18 protein-coding genes are annotated in these 18,931 nt (G+C 67.2%); 10 read left to right on the top strand and 8 right to left on the bottom strand.

Translation table 11 applies throughout. From position 1 onward, the window contains the following. Both OPU67_RS02885 and OPU67_RS02880 read right to left on the bottom strand, forming a co-directional pair. A partial coding sequence (locus tag OPU67_RS02885) for a TadE/TadG family type IV pilus assembly protein (RefSeq protein WP_267617430.1) occupies positions 1–286 on the bottom strand: 286 nt, incomplete at its 3' end. Further along, positions 286–2,325: a pilus assembly protein gene (locus OPU67_RS02880; protein WP_267617428.1), complete on the bottom strand. Its 2,040-nt coding sequence runs from the start codon at positions 2,323–2,325 to the stop codon at positions 286–288. The genes OPU67_RS02880 and OPU67_RS02885, both read right to left, overlap by 1 nt. A 144-nt stretch (positions 2,326–2,469) precedes the next feature. Here OPU67_RS02880 and OPU67_RS02875 point away from each other — a divergent pair, with 144 nt between their 5' ends. Next, positions 2,470–3,135, top strand: a complete 666-nt coding sequence (locus OPU67_RS02875; protein WP_267617427.1) for a hypothetical protein — start codon at positions 2,470–2,472, stop codon at positions 3,133–3,135. A gap of 47 nt (positions 3,136–3,182) precedes the next feature. Next, on the top strand, positions 3,183–3,644 hold the full coding sequence (locus tag OPU67_RS02870; protein ID WP_420708945.1) for an EF-hand domain-containing protein: 462 nt from the start codon (positions 3,183–3,185) through the stop codon (positions 3,642–3,644). Positions 3,645–3,648: 4 nt separating this feature from the next. Here the strand turns inward: OPU67_RS02870 and trmFO are convergent, their stop codons facing one another. Next, the gene (trmFO, locus tag OPU67_RS02865) at positions 3,649–5,034 is read right to left on the bottom strand and encodes a methylenetetrahydrofolate--tRNA-(uracil(54)-C(5))-methyltransferase (FADH(2)-oxidizing) TrmFO (RefSeq protein ID WP_267617425.1); all 1,386 of its coding nucleotides are present in this window, start codon (positions 5,032–5,034) and stop codon (positions 3,649–3,651) included. Positions 5,035–5,105: 71 nt separating this feature from the next. On the opposite strand from trmFO, the gene OPU67_RS02860 reads away from it, so the two are divergent. Together OPU67_RS02860 and OPU67_RS02855 are read left to right on the top strand one after the other, a co-directional pair. Then, a complete protein-coding gene (locus OPU67_RS02860) occupies positions 5,106–5,771 on the top strand; it encodes a lysoplasmalogenase (protein WP_267617424.1) in 666 nt (221 codons plus the stop codon). Positions 5,772–5,850: 79 nt separating this feature from the next. Continuing rightward, positions 5,851–6,240, top strand: a complete 390-nt coding sequence (locus tag OPU67_RS02855; protein ID WP_267617423.1) for a VOC family protein — start codon at positions 5,851–5,853, stop codon at positions 6,238–6,240. A gap of 4 nt (positions 6,241–6,244) precedes the next feature. Here OPU67_RS02855 and gyrA read toward each other — a convergent pair whose 3' ends face one another. Beyond that, positions 6,245–9,076: a DNA gyrase subunit A gene (gyrA, locus tag OPU67_RS02850; RefSeq protein ID WP_267617422.1), complete on the bottom strand. Its 2,832-nt coding sequence runs from the start codon at positions 9,074–9,076 to the stop codon at positions 6,245–6,247. Positions 9,077–9,397: 321 nt separating this feature from the next. Between gyrA and OPU67_RS02845 the strand changes: the two genes are divergently transcribed. Further along, on the top strand, positions 9,398–10,726 hold the full coding sequence (locus OPU67_RS02845) for a tetratricopeptide repeat protein (protein WP_267617421.1): 1,329 nt from the start codon (positions 9,398–9,400) through the stop codon (positions 10,724–10,726). A gap of 78 nt (positions 10,727–10,804) precedes the next feature. On the opposite strand, the gene OPU67_RS02840 is transcribed toward OPU67_RS02845, so the two are convergent. Continuing rightward, a complete protein-coding gene (locus OPU67_RS02840) occupies positions 10,805–11,518 on the bottom strand; it encodes an NYN domain-containing protein (protein ID WP_267617420.1) in 714 nt (237 codons plus the stop codon). Positions 11,519–11,600: 82 nt separating this feature from the next. Here OPU67_RS02840 and lipA point away from each other — a divergent pair, with 82 nt between their 5' ends. After that, a complete protein-coding gene (gene lipA / locus OPU67_RS02835; RefSeq protein WP_420708944.1) occupies positions 11,601–12,575 on the top strand; it encodes a lipoyl synthase in 975 nt (324 codons plus the stop codon). Then, complete coding sequence (locus OPU67_RS02830) at positions 12,575–13,036, top strand: type II toxin-antitoxin system RatA family toxin (RefSeq protein WP_267617416.1); 462 nt, start codon at positions 12,575–12,577, stop codon at positions 13,034–13,036. Before lipA ends, OPU67_RS02830 begins: the two co-directional genes overlap by 1 nt. On the opposite strand, the gene OPU67_RS02825 is transcribed toward OPU67_RS02830, so the two are convergent. From OPU67_RS02825 to OPU67_RS02815, 3 genes are read right to left on the bottom strand one after another with little or no spacing between them, the layout of a single operon-like run. Then, complete coding sequence (locus OPU67_RS02825) at positions 12,997–13,509, bottom strand: CinA family protein (protein ID WP_267617414.1); 513 nt, start codon at positions 13,507–13,509, stop codon at positions 12,997–12,999. The genes OPU67_RS02830 and OPU67_RS02825 overlap by 40 nt on opposite strands. Before the next feature lie 7 nt (positions 13,510–13,516). Then, entirely contained in the window at positions 13,517–14,083 is a 567-nt protein-coding gene (locus tag OPU67_RS02820; protein ID WP_267617412.1) for a hypothetical protein, read from the bottom strand. A gap of 10 nt (positions 14,084–14,093) precedes the next feature. Beyond that, positions 14,094–15,254 carry a bifunctional 2-C-methyl-D-erythritol 4-phosphate cytidylyltransferase/2-C-methyl-D-erythritol 2,4-cyclodiphosphate synthase gene (locus tag OPU67_RS02815; RefSeq protein ID WP_267617410.1) on the bottom strand — a complete coding sequence of 387 codons (1,161 nt, stop codon included), beginning with the start codon at positions 15,252–15,254 and terminating at the stop codon, positions 14,094–14,096. Between the two features lie 79 nt (positions 15,255–15,333). Here OPU67_RS02815 and dusB point away from each other — a divergent pair, with 79 nt between their 5' ends. The 3 genes from dusB to OPU67_RS02800 are packed head-to-tail and all read left to right on the top strand — an operon-like array spanning position 15,334 to position 18,892. Then, on the top strand, positions 15,334–16,350 hold the full coding sequence (gene dusB, locus OPU67_RS02810; RefSeq protein WP_267617408.1) for a tRNA dihydrouridine synthase DusB: 1,017 nt from the start codon (positions 15,334–15,336) through the stop codon (positions 16,348–16,350). 3 nt (positions 16,351–16,353) lie between these two features. Further along, on the top strand, positions 16,354–17,445 hold the full coding sequence (locus OPU67_RS02805; protein WP_267617407.1) for a two-component system sensor histidine kinase NtrB: 1,092 nt from the start codon (positions 16,354–16,356) through the stop codon (positions 17,443–17,445). 1 nt (position 17,446) lies between these two features. Further along, positions 17,447–18,892, top strand: coding sequence for a sigma-54-dependent transcriptional regulator (locus tag OPU67_RS02800; RefSeq protein ID WP_267617406.1), 1,446 nt, complete (start codon positions 17,447–17,449; stop codon positions 18,890–18,892). Positions 18,893–18,931 lie beyond the last annotated feature (39 nt).

The following is an 18,931-nucleotide window of genomic DNA, read 5'->3' as shown; positions in this document are numbered from 1 at the left end:
CCCCCCCCCCCCCCCCCCCCCCCCCCACAGCGGTCACCTGCGAAATCACCGCATTGTCGAGCGCGGCCTCGTTGGTCGCGGCAGATTGCAGAGTGTAGCCGCGGGCCGATCTCTGCATCGCGCCATTCATCATCGATGAGGTGTATTGGGTGTGCGCGATGTCGAACAGGCCGAAGATGATCAGCATCAGCACCGGCGCGACGAAGGCGAACTCGACCAGAGTGGCTCCGTCGGCGGCATGGGCGAGCCCTCGCAGGGCGCGGCGCGGGGTGGGAATGCGGTTCATCATTGGGTGAGCCTCAGCTGCGCGATCCGCTGCGCGATTTCCCGGAATTGCGCGTTGAGGGTCGCGCTGTCGTTCGCCTGGAAGGCGCGGCCAGGGGAGGCGCAGTCGATCAGGTTCTGTCTGAGCTGCACGCCGAATGCGACGACCCACACGGTGATATTCTCCTCCCGCGCGGCGCGGCAGATGGCTTGGAGACGCGCGGCGCGGCGGTTGAACTCGGTGGTGCTGTCGCCGTTGCCGCTGATGCGGCGGTCCCACCACTCGATGCCGTGGGTGGAATAGTTCTCGACGTTGTTGACCTGATCGCCGTCGGTCATGAACACGATGTGGCGCGAAATCGGGTCGCCGTTGGGTGCCGAGGTGTTTGCCGCAGCGAAAATGCCGCGCGGGCTGATGAAGCGGGCGCCCCACAGCATGCCGATATCGTGATAGGTGTTGCCACCGGCACTAAGGGAATCGACATAGGCCTGCAGATCGTTGCGCGTTATATCGGCAAGTCGGCGCGCAGCGCGCGGGCAGGCCCACCCGGGACGGCTCTGGTTCATGTTGCCATAGACTGTCCACACCGTGCGATTGCCGTTGTTGGCACGGCGCTCCCACGCCGCGCCCGGCAGAGCCGGCTTCCAGCGCTGCGCCTCGGTCGTGGGGACGAGGTTGATGTTGAGATCGAACGCGTTCGCCGGGATGGGGTTGTAGTTGTCGGTCAGAACCGTGGCCGACTCCTCGATGCAGCCGTCCCACGTCACAGCGGTCATCTGACCGTTGTCCCCGATCGGCATTTGGATCGTGTTGCCGGCGTTGTAGACATCGGTGAGGTTGACCGCCTCCCACCCGGCCGGGCTGTTGGCCGGGTTGGTTATCACGTTGTTTATGCATTGCCGCGAGTCGCCGGTCTGGACGACGCAGTAGGCCCAGTCGCGGAAAACCGGCGTGACGTCGGCAACGGTCGCCGGGCGAGTCTTGGTGACCCGCGCGCGGCAGCCGGCGCGGTTGTTCGAATCCCCGCCCGACCACTGGCCGGTGACGAATTGCGGCGTCGCGAACACCCGCCAGGTCTCGCTCTGACCATTGACCGAGACGGTGTAGGTCCCGGGGTAGTTTGTGCAGGCGGTTTGTGCATCCGTCCCAGCGGTGCCGTCGGTCCGGAAACGATAGGGATCGGTGCCGGTCGCATTGAGGTTCGTGCTGAGGCGCGGCAGCCATTCGGTTGCGTCACTATACTGGCACGGATCGCCAACCCTGCTCCCTTGGCACAGGGCCGGATCGAAGCGGGCGGCGCGTGACTGGTAGGTGCTGGAACTGGCCATGTGCGCGCGCGGGATGTCGAAACCGACATTGACCTGCTGCGAATAGGGCACCACCCCATAGCGCACCTGCGCCGTCGGAGCTGCCGCCGCTTCCAGCGTGTCGTAGAAGCTCATCACCGCCGCACGCATCCCGACGATTCGCGAACCCGGACCAGAGTTGCAGTTGCCGCCGGCGACGCACTCGGCCATCGAGCCGGTGACGTCGAGCACGAACATGACGTCGGTGTTCGCGACGTTGACTTCCGCACTGCAGGTTACGCTCAACGGAAATTGCGTGAAGCCGAAGGCGTTCATGATCGTGGTCGGCAAGGTGGCGCTTGCCGTGCCGGTGACGACGCCGGTCGAATTGGCCGTGTAGTTGCGCGTCCGGCCCGTGGTGCCGAACATGCCGTCGTTGAAATTCTGGTCGAAGAAGGTGTTGGCGATGGCCTGGTGGCTTGAATCGAAGGTTGCGTTGACCATGGCCTGCCGGGCGGCGAGCGCGCCGGCGTCGCACGCGTTCTGCAGGCGCGCCTGCGCCATGTAGAACCGGCTCGCGTCGATCCCTCCGCCGACCATCGCCATCAGCGGAATCAGCGATGCCGCCGCAATCGCGAGCGTGTTGGCGGTGGTGTCGTGCAGCAGGCGTTGCATGAACGACCTGTCAGCCTGATTGTCTCGCCCCATCGGTCCGGTGCCCTTCCCCTGACATCCGCACGCATTGCGCGGAATCCTCAGATCAGCATCCGCCATAGCCCGATCTGGTAAGCGCACTTTCAAGGATCATGGTTAGAGAAGTGCTAATGCCGGGCAGCGCGGCCAGGCGTCGGCAGGGACGTTCCGCAGCGGGACATTTCCTTGCCAAGCGATGAAGCGCAGCGCTAGGCGCGCCATGCCGTGACCGAAGATTCCGCCGATCCCCTGCCGCCCGAAGCCGTCATCGCGCTTGCATGGAGCCCGCCGGAGGTCCGCAGCGCCTTGGGCACGGTGCTCCGGCTCGATCGCCGCCTTGCCCGCATTCTTGCCCGGACGCGTGAGCCGATGCTCGGACAGATGCGCCTGTCGTGGTGGCGCGAGGCGCTGGGCAAGCCGCCGGCCGATCGGCCGCGCGGCGATGCGGTGCTCGACGCGATCGGCGTCCACTGGGCAGGGCGCGAGCCTGCGCTGGTGGCGCTGGTCGATGGCTGGGAGCAGGTGCTGGAGGAGCCGCCGCTATCCGAAGAGGCGGCACGGCTCTTTGCGGCAGGGCGATGCGAGGCGCTGATCGCTGCACACCGTAGGGAGCCGGTCGCTCTCGACCCATCCGATCCCTGCATGGCTGCCGCATGGCATTGGAGCCTCGCCGATTTCGCGGCGCGGGTGAGCGATGCGCGGGAGCGCGCGCTGCTGGTGCGCCTCGGGCTTGCGCAGGGCAGGCCTGCCGCGCCGCTGCCGCGCGAGGCGCGGGGTCTTGCGGTGCTTGGCGGCCTTGGCCTCAGGGCGCTGCGGCGCGGCGGGCGGCCGCTGATGGAGGGGCGCGGCGCGCCGCTCGCGGCGCTGCGGGCCGCTATCTTTCGCGCCTGAAAGGGTGTAATTCCTTGCGCTTGCGACGGCGCAAGGGGGGCAGACTTTTGCGACAGGTGGTGCTTGGAGTGCTGGGCGGTCTCGCGCTTGCCGGTGTCGGGGTGTTCTGGTGGCAGGGCCGCGCCGCGATAGAGAAGGGCGCGCCTCCCCCGGCGCTTCAGCCGGTCAGGCCCGACCCGATGACGCTCCCGGTCGCCGACCCCGGACATGGCACCGGGCCTGCCCCGCCGGAACTCACCGAGCGCACCCGCGAACAGCAGCGCTTCGACCGGCTCGACCGGAACCGCGACGGGTTCATCTCGCGGAACGAGATGCTGGCGCCCCGGACGGAGACCTTCCGCAAGCTCGACAAGGACGGCGACAACCTGCTGACCTTCGAAGAGTGGGCGGTGACCACAGTCGATCGGTTCGCACAGGCCGACAAGGACAAGGACGGGCGGCTCACCCGCGCCGAATTCGCCGCCACCGCGCCCAAGCCTCCCGCCAGGAAGCCCGCGTGCAAGTGCTGAACCGTCAGGCGGGGACAGCCTCGCGCTGCGCGGCAATCCATGCGGCAAGATCGGCCTTGGCGCGGCTCGTGTAGGCCTCCTTGCGCGCCTTCTTGCCGACCTCGTGCAGGGGCGGGAAGAGCCCGAAATTGACGTTCATGGGCTGGAAGGTCTCGGCCTCGGCATCGCCGGTGATATGGCTGAGGAGGGCGCCGAGCGCGGTCGTCGCCGGGAGCGGCTGCCAGCCGCGCCCCGCAAGTTCCGCCGCGGTCATCAGGCCGGCGACGAGGCCGATCGCCGCACTCTCGACATAACCCTCGCAGCCCGTGACCTGCCCGGCGAAGCGAATGTGGGGCGCGGCCTTCAGCCTGAGCTGCCGGTCGAGCACCTCCGGCGAGTTGAGGAAGGTGTTGCGGTGGAGGCCGCCAAGCCGCGCGAATTCGGCGTTCTCCAGCCCCGGTATGGTGCGGAACAGCTCAACCTGCGCGCCATATTTGAGCTTGGTCTGGAAGCCGACCATGTTCCACAGCGTGCCGAGCTTGTTGTCCTGCCGCAGTTGCACCACCGCATAGGGCCAGCGGCCCTGCGGAAACTCGGGGGTCACGTCGAACGGGTTGTCGAGCCCCACGCCCTTCATCGGCCCGAAGCGCAGCGTGTCGACCCCGCGCTCGGCCATCACCTCGATCGGCATGCAGCCGTCGAAATAGGGCGTGTCCTTCTCCCACTCGCGAAATTCGGTCTTCTCGCCCTCGATCAGCCCCTTGTGGAAGGCGAGATACTGCTCCTTGGTCATCGGGCAGTTGATGTAGTCGCCGCCCTCGTTCGAGGCCTCGGTCCGCTTGTTCCAGCGGGACTGGATCCAGACCTTGCTCATGTCGATGGAGTCGCGGTGGACGATCGGGGCGATGGCATCGAAGAAGGCGAGCCGCTCGGAGCCGGTGGCGCGCACGATGCTGGCAGCCAGCGCCTCGGCAGTCAGCGGCCCCGTGGCGACGATGGTGAGGCCTGCGGTCGGCAGCTCATCGACCCGCTCGCGCACGATGGTGACGTTGGGGTGCTCACGCAAAGCCTGCTCGACGGCGGCCGAGAACACGTCGCGGTCGACCGCCATCGCGCTTCCCGCCGGCACCCGCGCCACCTCGCCTGCGCGCATGACGAGGCTGTCGAGCGCGCGCATCTCATGGTGCAGCAGGCCGACCGCGTTCTTGGTGTCGTCGTCCGAGCGGAAGGAGTTGGAGCACACCAGCTCTGCCAGCCCTGCAGTCTGGTGCGCCGGGGTCATGCTTCCGCTCCCGCGCATCTCCGACAGGCGAACCTTCGCGCCCGCCTTCGCGAGCTGCCAGGCCGCCTCGCTCCCAGCGAGACCGCCGCCGATGATGTGCACATCGTGCAAAGATGCCGTGCTGGTCATGGCGGGGCAGGTAGATGCGTGTTAGCCCGCCTGCAAGCCCGCTCGCGGGCCGATGCCGGGGAAGGGAACCAATGCCCAAGCGTGCACTGATCGAAAGCAGGCCGTGGTTGCTGGCGAGTCTTGCGGCGGCGGTCGCCTATTACTTCCTGCGCGACAACCCGGTGGGCGAGGGCGTGTGGGGCATGGCGATGAAGGGCGCGGGCGTCGCGTTGCTTGCCGCCTATGCCTTTGCGCGTGTGCCCCAGGGCAAGCACCGGGGCGACGGATGGTTGCTGGTCGTCGCGCTTTCGCTGGCGGCCTGCGGCGACGTGGCGATCGAGCTCGACCTGATGGCCGGCGCGGCGTTCTTCTCGGCGGCGCACGTGGTGGCGGTGGTGCTCTATCTGAGGAACCGCCACAAGCGGCCATCGCCCACGCAGAACCTTGCGGGCGTTGCGTTGCTGATCGGGACCCCGCTGGTCAGCTACGTCCTGAGCGGGCAGGTGCTGGTCGCGGTCTATGGCGGCTTTCTCGGCGCGATGGCTTCGGCCGCATGGATGAGCCACTATCCGCGCTACCGGGTCGGCACAGGGGCGGTGCTGTTCGTGCTCAGCGACTGGCTGATCTTCGCGCGCATGGGCGCTTTCGATCTCGAGCCGCTCCCCGACCTCCTGATCTGGCCGCTCTACTATGCCGGGCAGCTGATGATCGCGACCGGGATCGTGCAATGTCTGCGGGGGGAGCAGCCGGTCCGCTAGGACGAGGTTTGCGGCAGGGCGCATCGCGGCAGGCGAGTGGCCGTGTTACACTGGCGCGGTCCGTCCCCGCGAGGTCCCCATGATCGACCACATCGGATTTGCCGTCAGCGACATCGCGCGCAGCCGCGCCTTCTACGACGCGGCGCTTGAGCCGCTCGGCCTCGCGCCGATCATGGAGTTCGGCCCCGGCGAGACCGAGAGCGGCGGCACGGCATTGGGCTACGGGCGGGAGGGTGATCCCTTCTTCTGGATTGGCGACAACGAAAAGGTCGGCGAGGGCACGCATATCGCGCTGTCCGCTCCCACCCGCGCCGCCGTCGACGCGTTCCATGCCGCCGCGCTCGCCGCAGGCGGGCGCGACCACGGCGCGCCGGGCCTCCGGCCGCACTACGGGCCGGATTACTACGCCGCCTTCGTGCTGGACCCCGACGGGATCAATCTCGAGGCGGTCTGCCGCGTGCCGGCCTGACCCCTCAGGCCCCGCCCTCGTCACCCGGCGTCGCGATGTCCGCTCCGTGGTCGATCATCTCGGCGACGACGGCTTCTTCGGCGGGGTTCTCAGGCTCGGTGGTCTCGTCGATCAGCGCCGCGCCGACAATGTGCTCGCCCCGGGCCACGTCGAAGATGCGGATGCCCGACGAGCCGCGGCCGGATATGGCGAAGCCCTTGAGGCTCTCGAAGCCGCCTTCGATGCAGTGGCGCAAATCTACCGCAACGCGGATCAGCTTGGCCTGGTCGGTCACCAGCATCAGCTGGGAGCCGTGCTTGACCGGGAAGCTCGCGACCACGGGGCCGTTCCGCTCCGGGTTGCTTTCGGGCGCGCCGATATTGGTGATGCCCTGACCGCCGCGCGCGGTCTTGCGGTATTCGTAGGCCGAGGAGATCTTGCCGTAGCCATTGGCGGTGATGGTGAGGATGAACTCCTCGGCCGCCGCCATCGCTTCCATCTGTTCGGCGGGGAGGGTCGAAGCAGCGCCGTTGTTCTTCCATGCCGCCGCTCGGAGATAGGCCTCGCGCGTCTCCATGCTGGCGGTGAGGGCCCCGAGCACGGCCATCGACACGACCTTGCCGCCCTTCTTGAGGCTCATGCCGCGCACACCGATGCCGGTGCGGCTCTTGGTCTCGCGCGCATCGGTGGCGGCGAAACGGATCGCCTTGCCGCTGTCGCTGGCAAGGAAGATCTCCTGGTCCTCGGTGAGCAGCTGCACCCCGATCAGCCGGTCGCCCGATCCCTCGACGAAGCCCATCGCGTACTTGCCTGCCGTCGGAATGTTGGTGAAGGCGTCCATCGAATTGCGACGGACCATGCCCTGTTCGGTGGCGAAGACGATGTTGAGGCTTTCCCACTGCGCCTCGTCCTCGGGCAGGGGGAGCACGTTGGTGACACGCTCGTCCTCGCCCAGCGGCAGGAGGTTGACCATCGGGCGGCCCTTGGTCTGCGGGCCCCCCTCGGGCAGCTTCCACACCTTCATGCGGTAGACGCGGCCGGTGTTGGTGAAGAACAGCACCGGGTTGTGGGTCGAGGTCACGAACAGCTCTACGACCGCGTCCTCGTCCTTGGTCGCCATCCCCGATCGGCCCTTGCCCCCGCGGGCCTGGGCGCGGAACGCATCGAGCGGGGTGCGCTTGATGTAGCCGCCGTGGGTGACGGTGACGACCATCTCCTCGCGCTCGATCAGGTCCTCGTCGTCGAGCCCGTCCCAGGCCGGCGCGATTTCGCACAGGCGCGGGGTGGCGTAGGTGGCGCGGATTTCCTCGAGTTCGCCGCGCATCACCGCGTAGAGCTTCACGCGGTCGGCGAGGATCGCGAGATACTCCTCGATCGAGACCGCCAGTTCCTTCAGCTCGTCGCCGATCTCGTCGCGGCCCAGCGCGGTGAGGCGGTGGAGGCGCAATTCGAGGATTGCCTTCACCTGCCGTTCCGACAGGCGGTAGGTGCCGCCATGCTCGTCGGCGGAAGGCTCGATCGCCTCGACGAGACGGATATATTGCGCGATCTCGCCGATCGGCCATTCCTTGGCGAGCAGCTTGGCGCGCGCCTCGGCGGGATTGCGGGCCGAGCGGATCATCGCCACGACCTCGTCGAGGTTCGAGACTGCGACCACGAGGCCGAGCAAGAGGTGCGCCCGCTCGCGCGCCTTGTTCAGCTCGAACTTGGTGCGGCGGGTGATGACCTCCTCGCGGAAGGCGATGAAGCTCTGCACGATGTCGCGCAGGGTGAGGACTTCCGGACGGCCGCCGCGGATCGCCAGCATATTCGCCGGGAAGCTCGACTGCGCGGGCGTGCGGCGCCAGATCTGGTTGAGCACCACTTCGGGCGTCGCGTCGCGCTTGAGGTCGATCACCACCCGCACGCCCTCGCGCGAGCTTTCGTCGCGGATGTCGGCGATGCCTTCGATGCGGCGGTCCTTGTCCGGATCCTTGGCCGCCTCGGCGATCTTCTCCACGAGGCTGTTCTTGCCGACCTGGTAGGGTATCGAGGTGAAGACGATGCTCTGGCGGCCCTCGCTCTTGGCGCCGCGGGTGCTTTCGATCTCGTGACGGCAGCGCATCAGGATCGATCCGCGCCCGGTGGTGTAGGCCTGGCGCGCGCCGTGGGTGCCGAGGATCAGCGGGGCGGTCGGGAAATCGGGGCCGGGGATGAACTTGATGAGCTCTTCGGACGTGATGTGCGGGTTCTCGATGAAGGCGAGACAGCCGTCGATCACTTCGCCAAGGTTGTGCGGGGGCACGTTGGTCGCCATGCCGACCGCGATCCCGCCTGCGCCGTTGACCAGCAGGTTGGGGAAGCGCGCCGGCAGCACCGTCGGCTCCTTGCGGGAGCCGTCGTAGTTGTCGGTGAAATCGACCGTGTCCTTGTCGAGATCGTCGAGAAGGCTGTTCGCCACCCGCGCCAGCCGCGCTTCGGTGTAGCGCATCGAGGCCGGCGGATCGGGGTCCATCGAGCCGAAGTTGCCCTGACCGTCGATCAGCGGCACCCGCATCGACCAGTCCTGCGTCATGCGCGCGAGCGCATCGTAGATCGCGCTGTCGCCGTGGGGGTGATAGTTACCCATCACGTCGCCGACGATCTTGGCGCTCTTGCGATAGGGCCGCCCGGCGACGAATCCGCCTTCCTGGCTCGCGAACAGAATGCGGCGGTGCACCGGCTTCAACCCGTCGCGCACATCGGGCAGCGCGCGGGCCACGATCACGCTCATCGCATAGTCGAGATAGCTCGACTTCATCTCGTCGACGATGTCGACGCGGTCGAAGCCGCCCATCGGAGCCGGGGGAGAATCGAGGATGTCGCTGTCGTCGCTCAAGATCGGGACCGTTTCTGCTTGTGTTCATGCGCCATGCGCGGCGGGCCGGCCATAGCAAGGCCGGCAGGTCGCCTCCATTTAGGCACTTGCCTGAGGTTTCGCCACCACGGACCCGGAACAGGTCGGGAACGCTGCATCTTTTTCCACATTTAGCGGCGCGGTGCGCCATCGGCGCAGCCGACGGCATTCAAAGCCCGTTCAGCACGGCACGCCTAGCGGGAATTGCAAATGCCGCTCAAGCCGTTCAAAGGCGTGGCGGAAATTCGGGCAGCGCGCGCTTCCGAACGGAAGCGTCCGGCTGCGCTTTTTGTGGAGGATGCATTGACCAACCTGATCCTGTCCCGTCGTCCGGCCCGCATCGCGCGCCAGCTTGCCCTTGCCGCGGCGCTCGCCAGCGGGACCGCGCTGCTGGCCGTCCCGGGTGTTACCGGTGCCGCGTTCGCGCAGAAGAAGAAGGAAGACAAGGCCGCAAAGGCCGCCTATTCGCCGGAATTCGTGAAGGCCTATCAGCCGGTCGATGCCGCGCTCAAGGCTCCCGGTGCGGATGCGTCCGCGATCAAGCCGCAGATCACCGCACTTGTCCCGCTCGCCAAGTCGCCTGACGAACAGCTCGCCTTGGGCGTCACGATGTTCAATGCGGGCATCATGGCCAAGGATCAGGCATTCCAGTTCCAGGGCGTCGAGCTGATGCTCGCCAGCGGCAAGGCGACCGGCGCGGAGCTCGGCCGCTACAACCTCGTCGCCTCGCAGCTTGCCACACAGCTGAAGCAGTACGAGAAGGCGCGCACCTATCTCCAGAAGGCGATCGACCTCGGCTTTACCGACACGAACATCAAGCCTGCCGACCTGCAGCTCAGCATGGCCGAGCTCTACTTCACCGAGAACCGCGACACCGAGGGTCTGAAGTATCTCGCCGATGCGATCGCCGCACAGAAGGCGCAGGGCGCCAAAGTCGACGAACGCTGGTACAAGCGCGGGGTCTCGGTGGCCTACAACGGCCAGATCGTGCCTCAGGTCTACGAATTCGTGCAGGGCTGGGTTGCCGATTACCCGACCGAGACCAATTGGCGCGACGCGGTCAACCTGACCCGCAACCTCAACGATTACGAGCCACCGATCATGCTCGACCTGTTCCGCCTTGGTGATCGGGTCGGCTCGCTCAATGCCAAGAACGATTACCTCGCCTATATCGAGATCGCCGACACGCGCCGCCTGCCGGCCGAGGTCAAGCGCGTGATCGACGAGGCCTACAGCCGCGGCGTCGTTCCCAAGGGCAGCGACAGCTGGGTCGAGGAACAGTACAAGCTCGCCACCAATCTCATCGCGCAGGACAAGACGGCCCTGCCGACGCTGGAGCGGGATGCCAACGCGGCCGGAGCCCAACTGCGCACCGTGATGGCCGCAGCCGAGACGCTGCTGGGCTATGGCGAATACGCCAAGGCGGCGGCGCTTTACGAGAAGGCGATGGGCCTGCCGGGGGCGGACAAGAACCTCGTGCTGACCCGCCTCGGGATCGCGCAGATCGGCCTCGGGAACCACGCCGAGGCGCAGCAGACCCTTGCCAAGATCGAGGGTTCGCGCATCCCGGTCGCGCGGCTGTGGAGCGCCTATGCGGCGCAGCAGGCAGCGGGCGGCGCCACGGGCGGCTGATTGATCTCTACGTCCTCGAAGCAAGGGAGCGCCGGCCCGCGAGGTCCGGCGCTCCTTTCGTTTGGGCAAGCGGGCGGTTCAGCGCAGGCGCTTGACGTAAACCTGGTTGTCCTCGCGCCGCTCGACCTTGAAATTGCCCATCGAAGCGAACAGGTCCGACAATCGCTTGAAGCCGTAATTGCGCACATCGAAGCTGGATCGGTTGCCGGCGATCTGGCCGACCTGATGGAGCAGCGCAAAGCCCTCGTCGTCGCGCTTGGCTTCACGGTAGGCGGCGAGAATGAGATCCTGCAGGTCCTCGGTGGCAGGCTTCGCCGCGGGCTTGGCCTCGACGCTCTCGTCGCGGGTGCTGGCGATCAACTCGTCGATATAGAGGAAGCGCGTGCACACTGCCTGAAAGGCCTCGGGGGTCTTCTTCTCGCCGAAGCCGTAGACGAGGATGCCGTCCTGCCTGAGGCGCGTGACGAGCGGGGTGAAGTCGCTGTCCGAGGTCATGATCCCGAACCCGTCGACCTTGCCCTGATAGAGAAGGTCGATCGCGTCGATGGTCATCGCCATGTCGGTGGCGTTCTTGCCCTTGGAAATGTCGAACTGCTGCTGCGGGCGAATGCCGAACTTGTTGGTGATCCGGTCCCAGCGCGCGAGATTGTCCTTGGCGAAATTGCCGTAGGCGCGGCGGATGTTCACCTGGCCAAGCTCGGCCATGACCGTGAGGACGGGGTCGATCGCCTGGGGGCTGGTGTTGTCGGCATCGATCAGGAGAGCGATATTCCGCAAGGTGGGGTCTGTCATGGCCGGACTATGCAGCGCGTGCAAGAACCGTGCAAGGATTGGCACCGCGCACGCGCTTGCGGGAGTGGCCCGCTGCGCCTAAATGGCCCTGATGAACGACCTCGCCCGCACGCCGCAGCCACCCGAGCCCGCGGCCGAAGCCCGGCCCGCCCGCCAGCGCAAGCCCGACTGGATCCGCGTGCGCGCGCCGGTGAGCGAGGGCTACAACGAAACGCGCCGGCTGATGCGCGAGCTCAATCTCCACACCGTGTGCGAGGAAGCGGCCTGCCCGAACATCGGCGAGTGCTGGACCAAGAAGCACGCGACGGTGATGATCCTCGGCGACGTCTGCACCCGCGCCTGCGCCTTCTGCAATGTCAAGACCGGGATGCCCAAGGCGGTCGATCCTTTCGAGCCCGAAAACACCGCGATCGCCGCGGCCAAGATGGGGCTCGAGCATATCGTCATCACCAGCGTCGACCGCGACGACCTGCCCGACGGCGGGGCCTCGCAGTTCGTCAAGGTGATCGAGGCGCTGCGCCGCACCACGCCGAACACCACGATCGAAATCCTCACCCCCGATTTCCGCGGCAAGATGCGCCGTGCGGTGGAGATGATCTGCGAGGCGGGGCCGGACGTCTACAATCACAACCTCGAAACCGTGCCGCGGCTCTACCCCACCATCCGCCCCGGCGCGCGCTACTATGCCTCGCTGCGGCTGCTGGAGGAAGTGAAGGCGCACAATCCGCTGATCTTCACCAAGTCGGGGATCATGCTGGGGCTGGGCGAACAGCGGCTCGAAGTTCACCAGGTGATGGACGATATGCGTTCGGCCGAAGTCGATTTCATCACCATGGGGCAGTATCTCCAGCCCACGCCCAAGCACGCGGCGGTCGAGGAGTTCGTGACGCCCAAGGCGTTCGCCGCCTATGGCGCGATCGCCCGGGCCAAGGGCTTCCTCCAGGTCGCCTCCTCACCGCTGACCCGCTCGAGCTATCATGCGGGCGAGGATTTCGCGAAGATGCGCGCCGCGCGCGAGGAGAAGCTCGCCCGGGCCGGAGCCAAGGCGCAAGCTTAGTGCCAGGCATCCGCGAAACCCGCCGCCTGCCCTACAGCGCCGAACAGATGTTCGATCTGGTCGCCGACGTCGGCCGCTATGGCGAGTTCCTGCCCTGGGTCATCGCCACCCGCGTGCGATCAAACAGCGAGACCGAGATGGTCGCGGACATGGTGGTGGGCTTTAAGGCGATCCGCGAAAGCTTCACCTCGCGCGTGAAGAAGGATCGACCGCGCGAGATCGCTGTCCACTATGTCGACGGGCCGCTTTCCGATCTCGACAATGTCTGGACCTTCCGCGCCATCGACGAGCGAACCTGCGAGATCGACTTCCTCGTCGATTTCACCTTCAAGAACCGCCTGTTCGAGAAGATCGCGGGCCAGTATTTCGACAAGGCCTTCCGCAAGATGGTGGAGGCCTTCGAAAACCGCGCCGCGCAGCTTTACGGCAGCAGCAGCTCGAGCGCGCAGAGCGTCGCCTGACGGCGGATCTCGGCGCGGCCGCCCGGACCTTCGCCCCCGTCGAAAAATCTGAGCTCGCCCTCGGGCTCGCCTGTCATGTCGCGCACCACCCTGGCGAAGACCACCGTGCCGACCGGCTTCTGAGCCGTCCCGCCGCCGGGGCCGGCCACGCCGCTGATCGCCACCGCGATGTCCGCCCGGCTGCGGTCGAGCGCACCCTTTGCCATCGCCCAGGCACAGGCAATCGAGACTGCGCCGAAGGTCTCGATGATGTCGCGCGAGACGCCCAGCATCTCCATCTTCGCTTCGTTGGAATAGGTCACGAAGCCGCGATCAAGCACCGCCGAGGAACCGGCGATCTCCGTGATGGCCCCTGCCACCAGCCCGCCGGTGCAGCTCTCGGCGGTCACGACCTTGCGGCCGAGCGCCGCATTCTCGGAAACCACCCGCGCGGCGAGCGCGGCAATCTCTTCAGGAAGGAGCGAGACTGCCATGAGCAGATCAGCGCCGTGACGTGGAAGCCGAGGCGGCGGGGCAGATCTCGGGGTTCTTCATGTCCGATACCTCGAAGATGAAGGCGACCAGCGGACCCACGTTCTCGGCCGGCATGGGGCTGATCACCTCGAGCCCGCGTTCGATCCTGCCGCAGCTGTCCGGCTTGATCTCCTCGGCGATCATCTGACCGACAAGTGCATCGACGAAGGGACGCAGTGCGCTATCGGGCATCCCGGCGATCATCGCGCCGATATCGGCGCCAGCGGCTGCCTCGCCCGCGTCCGGACTGGTCATGAAGCTCTTCAACACGCGCAGGGCTCCCGGCCATGCCTGCGCCTGTCGGCCGCGGAATTGGGCGACATAGGCCTCCCCGCGAGAGGCGACGAAGCCGCTGCGGGTGAGGCGATTGGCACAGGTCGTCCGCACCGCATCGAACGCGATGGGAAGGGCGTAGACCACCGCGTCCGACAGATCGCCAGCCTTGACGCAGGATTGCTGCTGCTGGGCCTGAGCCGTCTGGGCCGAAGCCAGCGCGGCAAGAGCAAAGAGGGTGGTTGCAAGGCGAGGGGTCATTGGGCGTTCCTCAAGCGGTGCGGGTGACAAGAACGATGGCCTGGGCGGCGATGCCTTCGCCGCGGCCGGTGAAGCCGAGTTTCTCGGTGGTGGTGGCCTTGATGCTGACCGCGTCCTCGCCGACGCCCATCAGCCGCGCGACCTCGGCGCGCATGGCGGCGCGGTGGGGGCCGATCTTCGGCGCCTCGCAGATCAGCGTGAGATCGACATTGGCGATGACATAGCCGGCAGCGCGGGCGAGGCTGACGGCGTGTTCAAGAAACTGCCCCGAACGCGCGCCGCGCCACTGCGGGTCGCTCGGTGGGAAGTGGGTGCCGATGTCGCCCTCGCCGACCGCGCCGAGCACCGCGTCGGTGATCGCGTGAAGCGCCACATCGGCATCGGAATGCCCGGCAAGTCCCTTGTCATGGGGGATCAGCACGCCGCCCAGCCACAGCTCCTCGCCCGGCTCGAGGCGGTGGACGTCATAGCCCTGTCCGATGCGGAAGGCGGGAGCATGGGTGTGGTCCATCAGGTCCTCGGCAAAGGTGATCTTCTTGAGGCGTTCGTCACCTTCGACGAAGCGAACGTCGCCCCCCCAGGCCATGAAGACCTGCGCATCGTCGCCAGCATCCGCGGAGCCGGACCACGCACGATGTGCCGCGAGAATTTCGTCGAAGCGGAAGGCCTGCGGAGTCTGGACACGGCGCAGGACCTCCCGGTCGGCCTTTCCGGCCATTCGATCCGCCTCGCCCGCGACCGCGATGCTGTCGACCACCGGAAGAACCGGGATCAGGCCCTGGTGGACGTCAAGCATCTCGACGAGGCGCTGGGTGACGTGCCGCGGCAGATCGGGCCGAGCGGCGTCGTGGATCAGCACGCGCGTGTAGGAGCCATCGGCGAGCGCCTCCAGCGCGTTGCGAACCGATTGCTGCCGGGTCTCACCACCGGTGACCAGCCGATATCGGCCGAGCCCTGACAAGGCGTCCGCCGCCAATGGCTCGCCGCCTTCGGGAATGGCGATCACGACCTCCATCGCTCCGTGATCGAGCAGTGCTTCGACCGAGTGGCGTATGAGCGGCTTTGCGCGCCACAACCTGAATTGCTTGGGGATCTCACCCCCCACGCGCAGACCCTTGCCGGCCGCCACCACGATCGCGGCAAACGGTGAGAGGGGGGAAGGGGGTGCCATCGGGGCCATCGCTTAGGGTCTGGACGGCCTCACGGCAATCCACTAAGCGCTTGCACAAATTTTAGGCAATTGCTCCATAATGAACACGCTTCCTCCTCCGCCGGCCTTGCGTCCCATCGCCATCGGCCCGGTCACGGTTGCCGAGCCGGTGGTGCTCGCGCCGATGACCGGCGTCACGGATATGCCGTTCCGTACCCTGGTGCGGCGCTACGGGTCCGGACTCAACGTCACCGAGATGGTGGCAAGCGAGGCGGCGATCCGCGAGACCCGGGTCAGCACGCAGAAGACCGCGTGGGACCGCATCGAGGAGCCGGTCTCAATGCAATTGGTCGGCTGCGACCCGGCCAGCATGGCCGAGGCGGCGAAGATCCAGGAAGGCAACGGCGCCGCCATCATCGACATCAATTTCGGCTGTCCGGTCAGGAAAGTCGTCGGCCAGTTCGCCGGCAGCGCGCTGATGCGCGAGGTGCCGCTCGCGGTGCGGCTGATGGAGGCGACGGTCAAGGCGGTGAAGGTGCCGGTCACCGTGAAGATGCGGATGGGTTGGTGCCACGACAGCCTCAACGCACCTGAGCTTGCGAGGATCGCCGAGGATCTCGGCGTGCAGATGGTGACGGTCCACGGCCGCACCCGCAACCAGATGTACAAGGGCCACGCCGACTGGGCCTTCGTCCGCCGGGTCAAGCAGGCGGTGAGCATCCCGGTCATCGTCAACGGCGATATCTGCACCATAGCCGACGCCGCCAAGGCTCTGGAGCAATCGGGTGCCGACGGGTTGATGATCGGGCGCGGCGCCTATGGCAAGCCATGGTTGCTCGGAGAGGTGATGCACTGGTGGCGGACCGGGGAGGCGCGCGCCGCCCCGGCTATGGAGGAGCAGTATGCCCTTGTTGTCGAGCATTACCACCGGATGCTCGATCATTACGGCCGCGATACCGGCGTGAAGATGGCGCGCAAGCACCTCGGATGGTACACCAAGGGCCTGCACGGCTCGGCCGAGTTCCGCAACCGCGTCAACTTCATCGACGACGCGGGCCAGGTGCTGGGCGAGATCGAGCGCTTCTATGCGCCCTTCGTCATGCGGCAAGCGGCCTGACGCGTGGCGAGCGTCGCCAGCGACTTCGATGAAGGGCGCCCCGATGCCCGCGCGCAGCTGTCCGGCCTGATCTTCGCGCTGGTGCTGATCGATGCGCAGGGCGTCATCGCCGAAGTGAACCACGCTGCCGAAGATTTGCTCGGCACCAGCGCCAGTCGCCTCGTCGGCACGCGGCTGATGGACCGCATCGGCCCGCTCGACCCGCGGGTCGAGGCGCGTCTGGCGGCGAGCGACGAAGCGCTGGTGGCGCGCGATCTCGCGGTCCGCGTCGGCGGGCACGAGGCGCGTGTCAATCTCACCGCATCGCCGATCGGGGGCTATCCTGGCTGGCGGGTGGTGACGCTCTCGCAGATCGGTCACGACGAGCCGGGGCCGGGCGCGCGTGAGGCGATGCTCGGCGCGCCGGCGGTGCTTGCGCACGAGATCAAGAACCCGCTGGCCGCGATCCGGGGCGCGGGGCAGCTGGCCGCGCGCAAGCTGCCGCACGCCGACAGAAAACTCGCGCGGATGATTACCGACGAGGTCGACCGCATCGCCCGCCTGATCGACCGGATGCAGCAACTGGGCAGCACCCGCCCCGGCCCGGTCGATCCGTGCAACCCCCACGAAGCGATCCGCGCCGCCGTCGCGACGATGCGTGCAGCGAGCGCCGAGGCGAGCGGTATCGAGATCCGCGAAGAGTTCGATCCCTCCTTGCCGCCGGTGCTCGCCAACCGCGATGCGCTCGAGCAGGTGCTCATCAATCTGCTTTCGAACGCGCGCGATGCGGCGCTGGCCGATGGCGGTCCGGGGCTCATCATCGTGCAGACGCGCTTCGTGAGCGGCCTTGCCTTCAGCGCGATCCGCAACGGTCGCGCGGTGCCGCTGCCGATCGAGATCACCGTCAGCGACGACGGCGCGGGGATCGATCCAGCCTTGCGCGATCACGTTTTCGAGCCCTTCGTGTCCTCCAAGCCTTCAGGACAGGGCCTTGGCCTGTCGCTGGTGAGGAAGCTGGTGCGCGACATGAACGGCAACGTCAGTCACGAGCGCGACCCGCGTAGCGGCCTCACCCATTTCCGCCTGCACCTGCCGCAGGCGCAGGACGCAGGCTGAGATGGCCGCCACCCTCACGCCCGATCCTATCCTGCTGGTCGAGGATGACGCCGCGATCGCCACGGTGATCGTCGCCGCGCTCGAGGACGAGGGCTTCACCATCACCCATTGCACGAGCATCGCGGCGCGCGACCGCCAGCTCGCTGCGCGCGGGTTCGCCGTTATGCTGACGGACGTGATCCTCGAAGACGGCGATGGGCTCGCCAGTCTTTCGGCGGTGCGTGACCGCGCGCCCGATATGCCGGTGATCGTCCTTTCGGCACAGAACACTCTCGATACCGCGGTGCGCGCGAGCGAGAGCGACGCCTTTGAGTATTTTCCGAAGCCCTTCGACCTCGACGAGCTGGTCCACGCGGTGCGCCAGGCGGCAGGCGCACGGGCGCCAGCGGAGGAGGGCGGCGCGGCACCGCCGGGCGGCGAGGGCGAGAAGATGCCGCTGGTCGGGCGCAGTCCGGCGATGCAGACTGTCTACCGGATGATCACCCGGGTGCTGCGCAACGACCTTACCGTGCTCGTCACTGGCGAGAGCGGCACCGGCAAGGAACTGGTGGCCGAGGCGATCCACGAGCTCGGCAGCCGCCGCACCGGGCCTTTCGTGGCGGTCAACACCGCCGCAATCCCGGCCGAGCTCGTCGAGAGCGAGCTGTTCGGGCACGAGAAGGGAGCCTTCACCGGCGCCATCGCCCAGGCGATCGGCAAGTTCGAACAGGCCAATGGCGGCACGCTGTTCCTCGACGAGATCGGCGATATGCCGGCCGAGGCGCAGACCCGCCTGCTGCGCGCGCTGCAATCGGGGCGCATCCGGCGGGTGGGCGGTCGGCAGGAGATCGCCGTCAACGTCCGCATCATCGCCGCCACCAACCGCGACCTTACGCCAATGATCGCGGCCGGCACCTTCCGCGAGGACCTGTTCTATCGTCTCAACGTCGTCCCCATCGTGCTGCCGCCGTTGCGCGAACGGCGCGAAGATATCGCCGCGCTCGCGCAGCATTTCCTGTTGCTCGCCGCCGAGGACGGCCTGCCGCGGCGGGTACTGACTGCCGATGCGATCGAGCGGCTCGAGGCGCGCAGCTGGCGCGGCAACGTGCGCGAGTTGCGCAATGTCATCTACAGGCTCGCACTGATGGCGCGCGAGGAGCGCATCGATGGGGACGCAGTCGGCGACATCATCGGTCCCGAGATCGCCCCGAGCGCGGCGCCCGCAGCCGAGCGGAGCGGCGGTTTCGGCGCTGCCCTGGCGGCATGGCTGAATACCGAAAGCCCGCCACCCGGCGCGCTCTATCACCGCGCGCTGGCGGCGTTCGAGAAGCCGCTCATCGAATATGCGCTGGGCCGGACGGGCGGGAACCAGTTGCGGGCGGCGCAGCTGCTCGGGATCAATCGCAACACCCTGCGCAAGCGGATCGGTGAACTCGGGCTCGAGCCCGATCGATACGCGGGGCCCTGATTGCGTGCTGCACAGGGCATTCGCGTTTTGCCCTTGCAA

Origin of the sequence: Erythrobacter sp. WG (genome assembly GCF_026586795.1) — a bacterium.
Classification (GTDB): domain Bacteria; phylum Pseudomonadota; class Alphaproteobacteria; order Sphingomonadales; family Sphingomonadaceae; genus Erythrobacter.
Note: the sequence above shows the minus strand (reverse complement) of the source record. Positions and strands in the feature narration are given on the sequence as shown.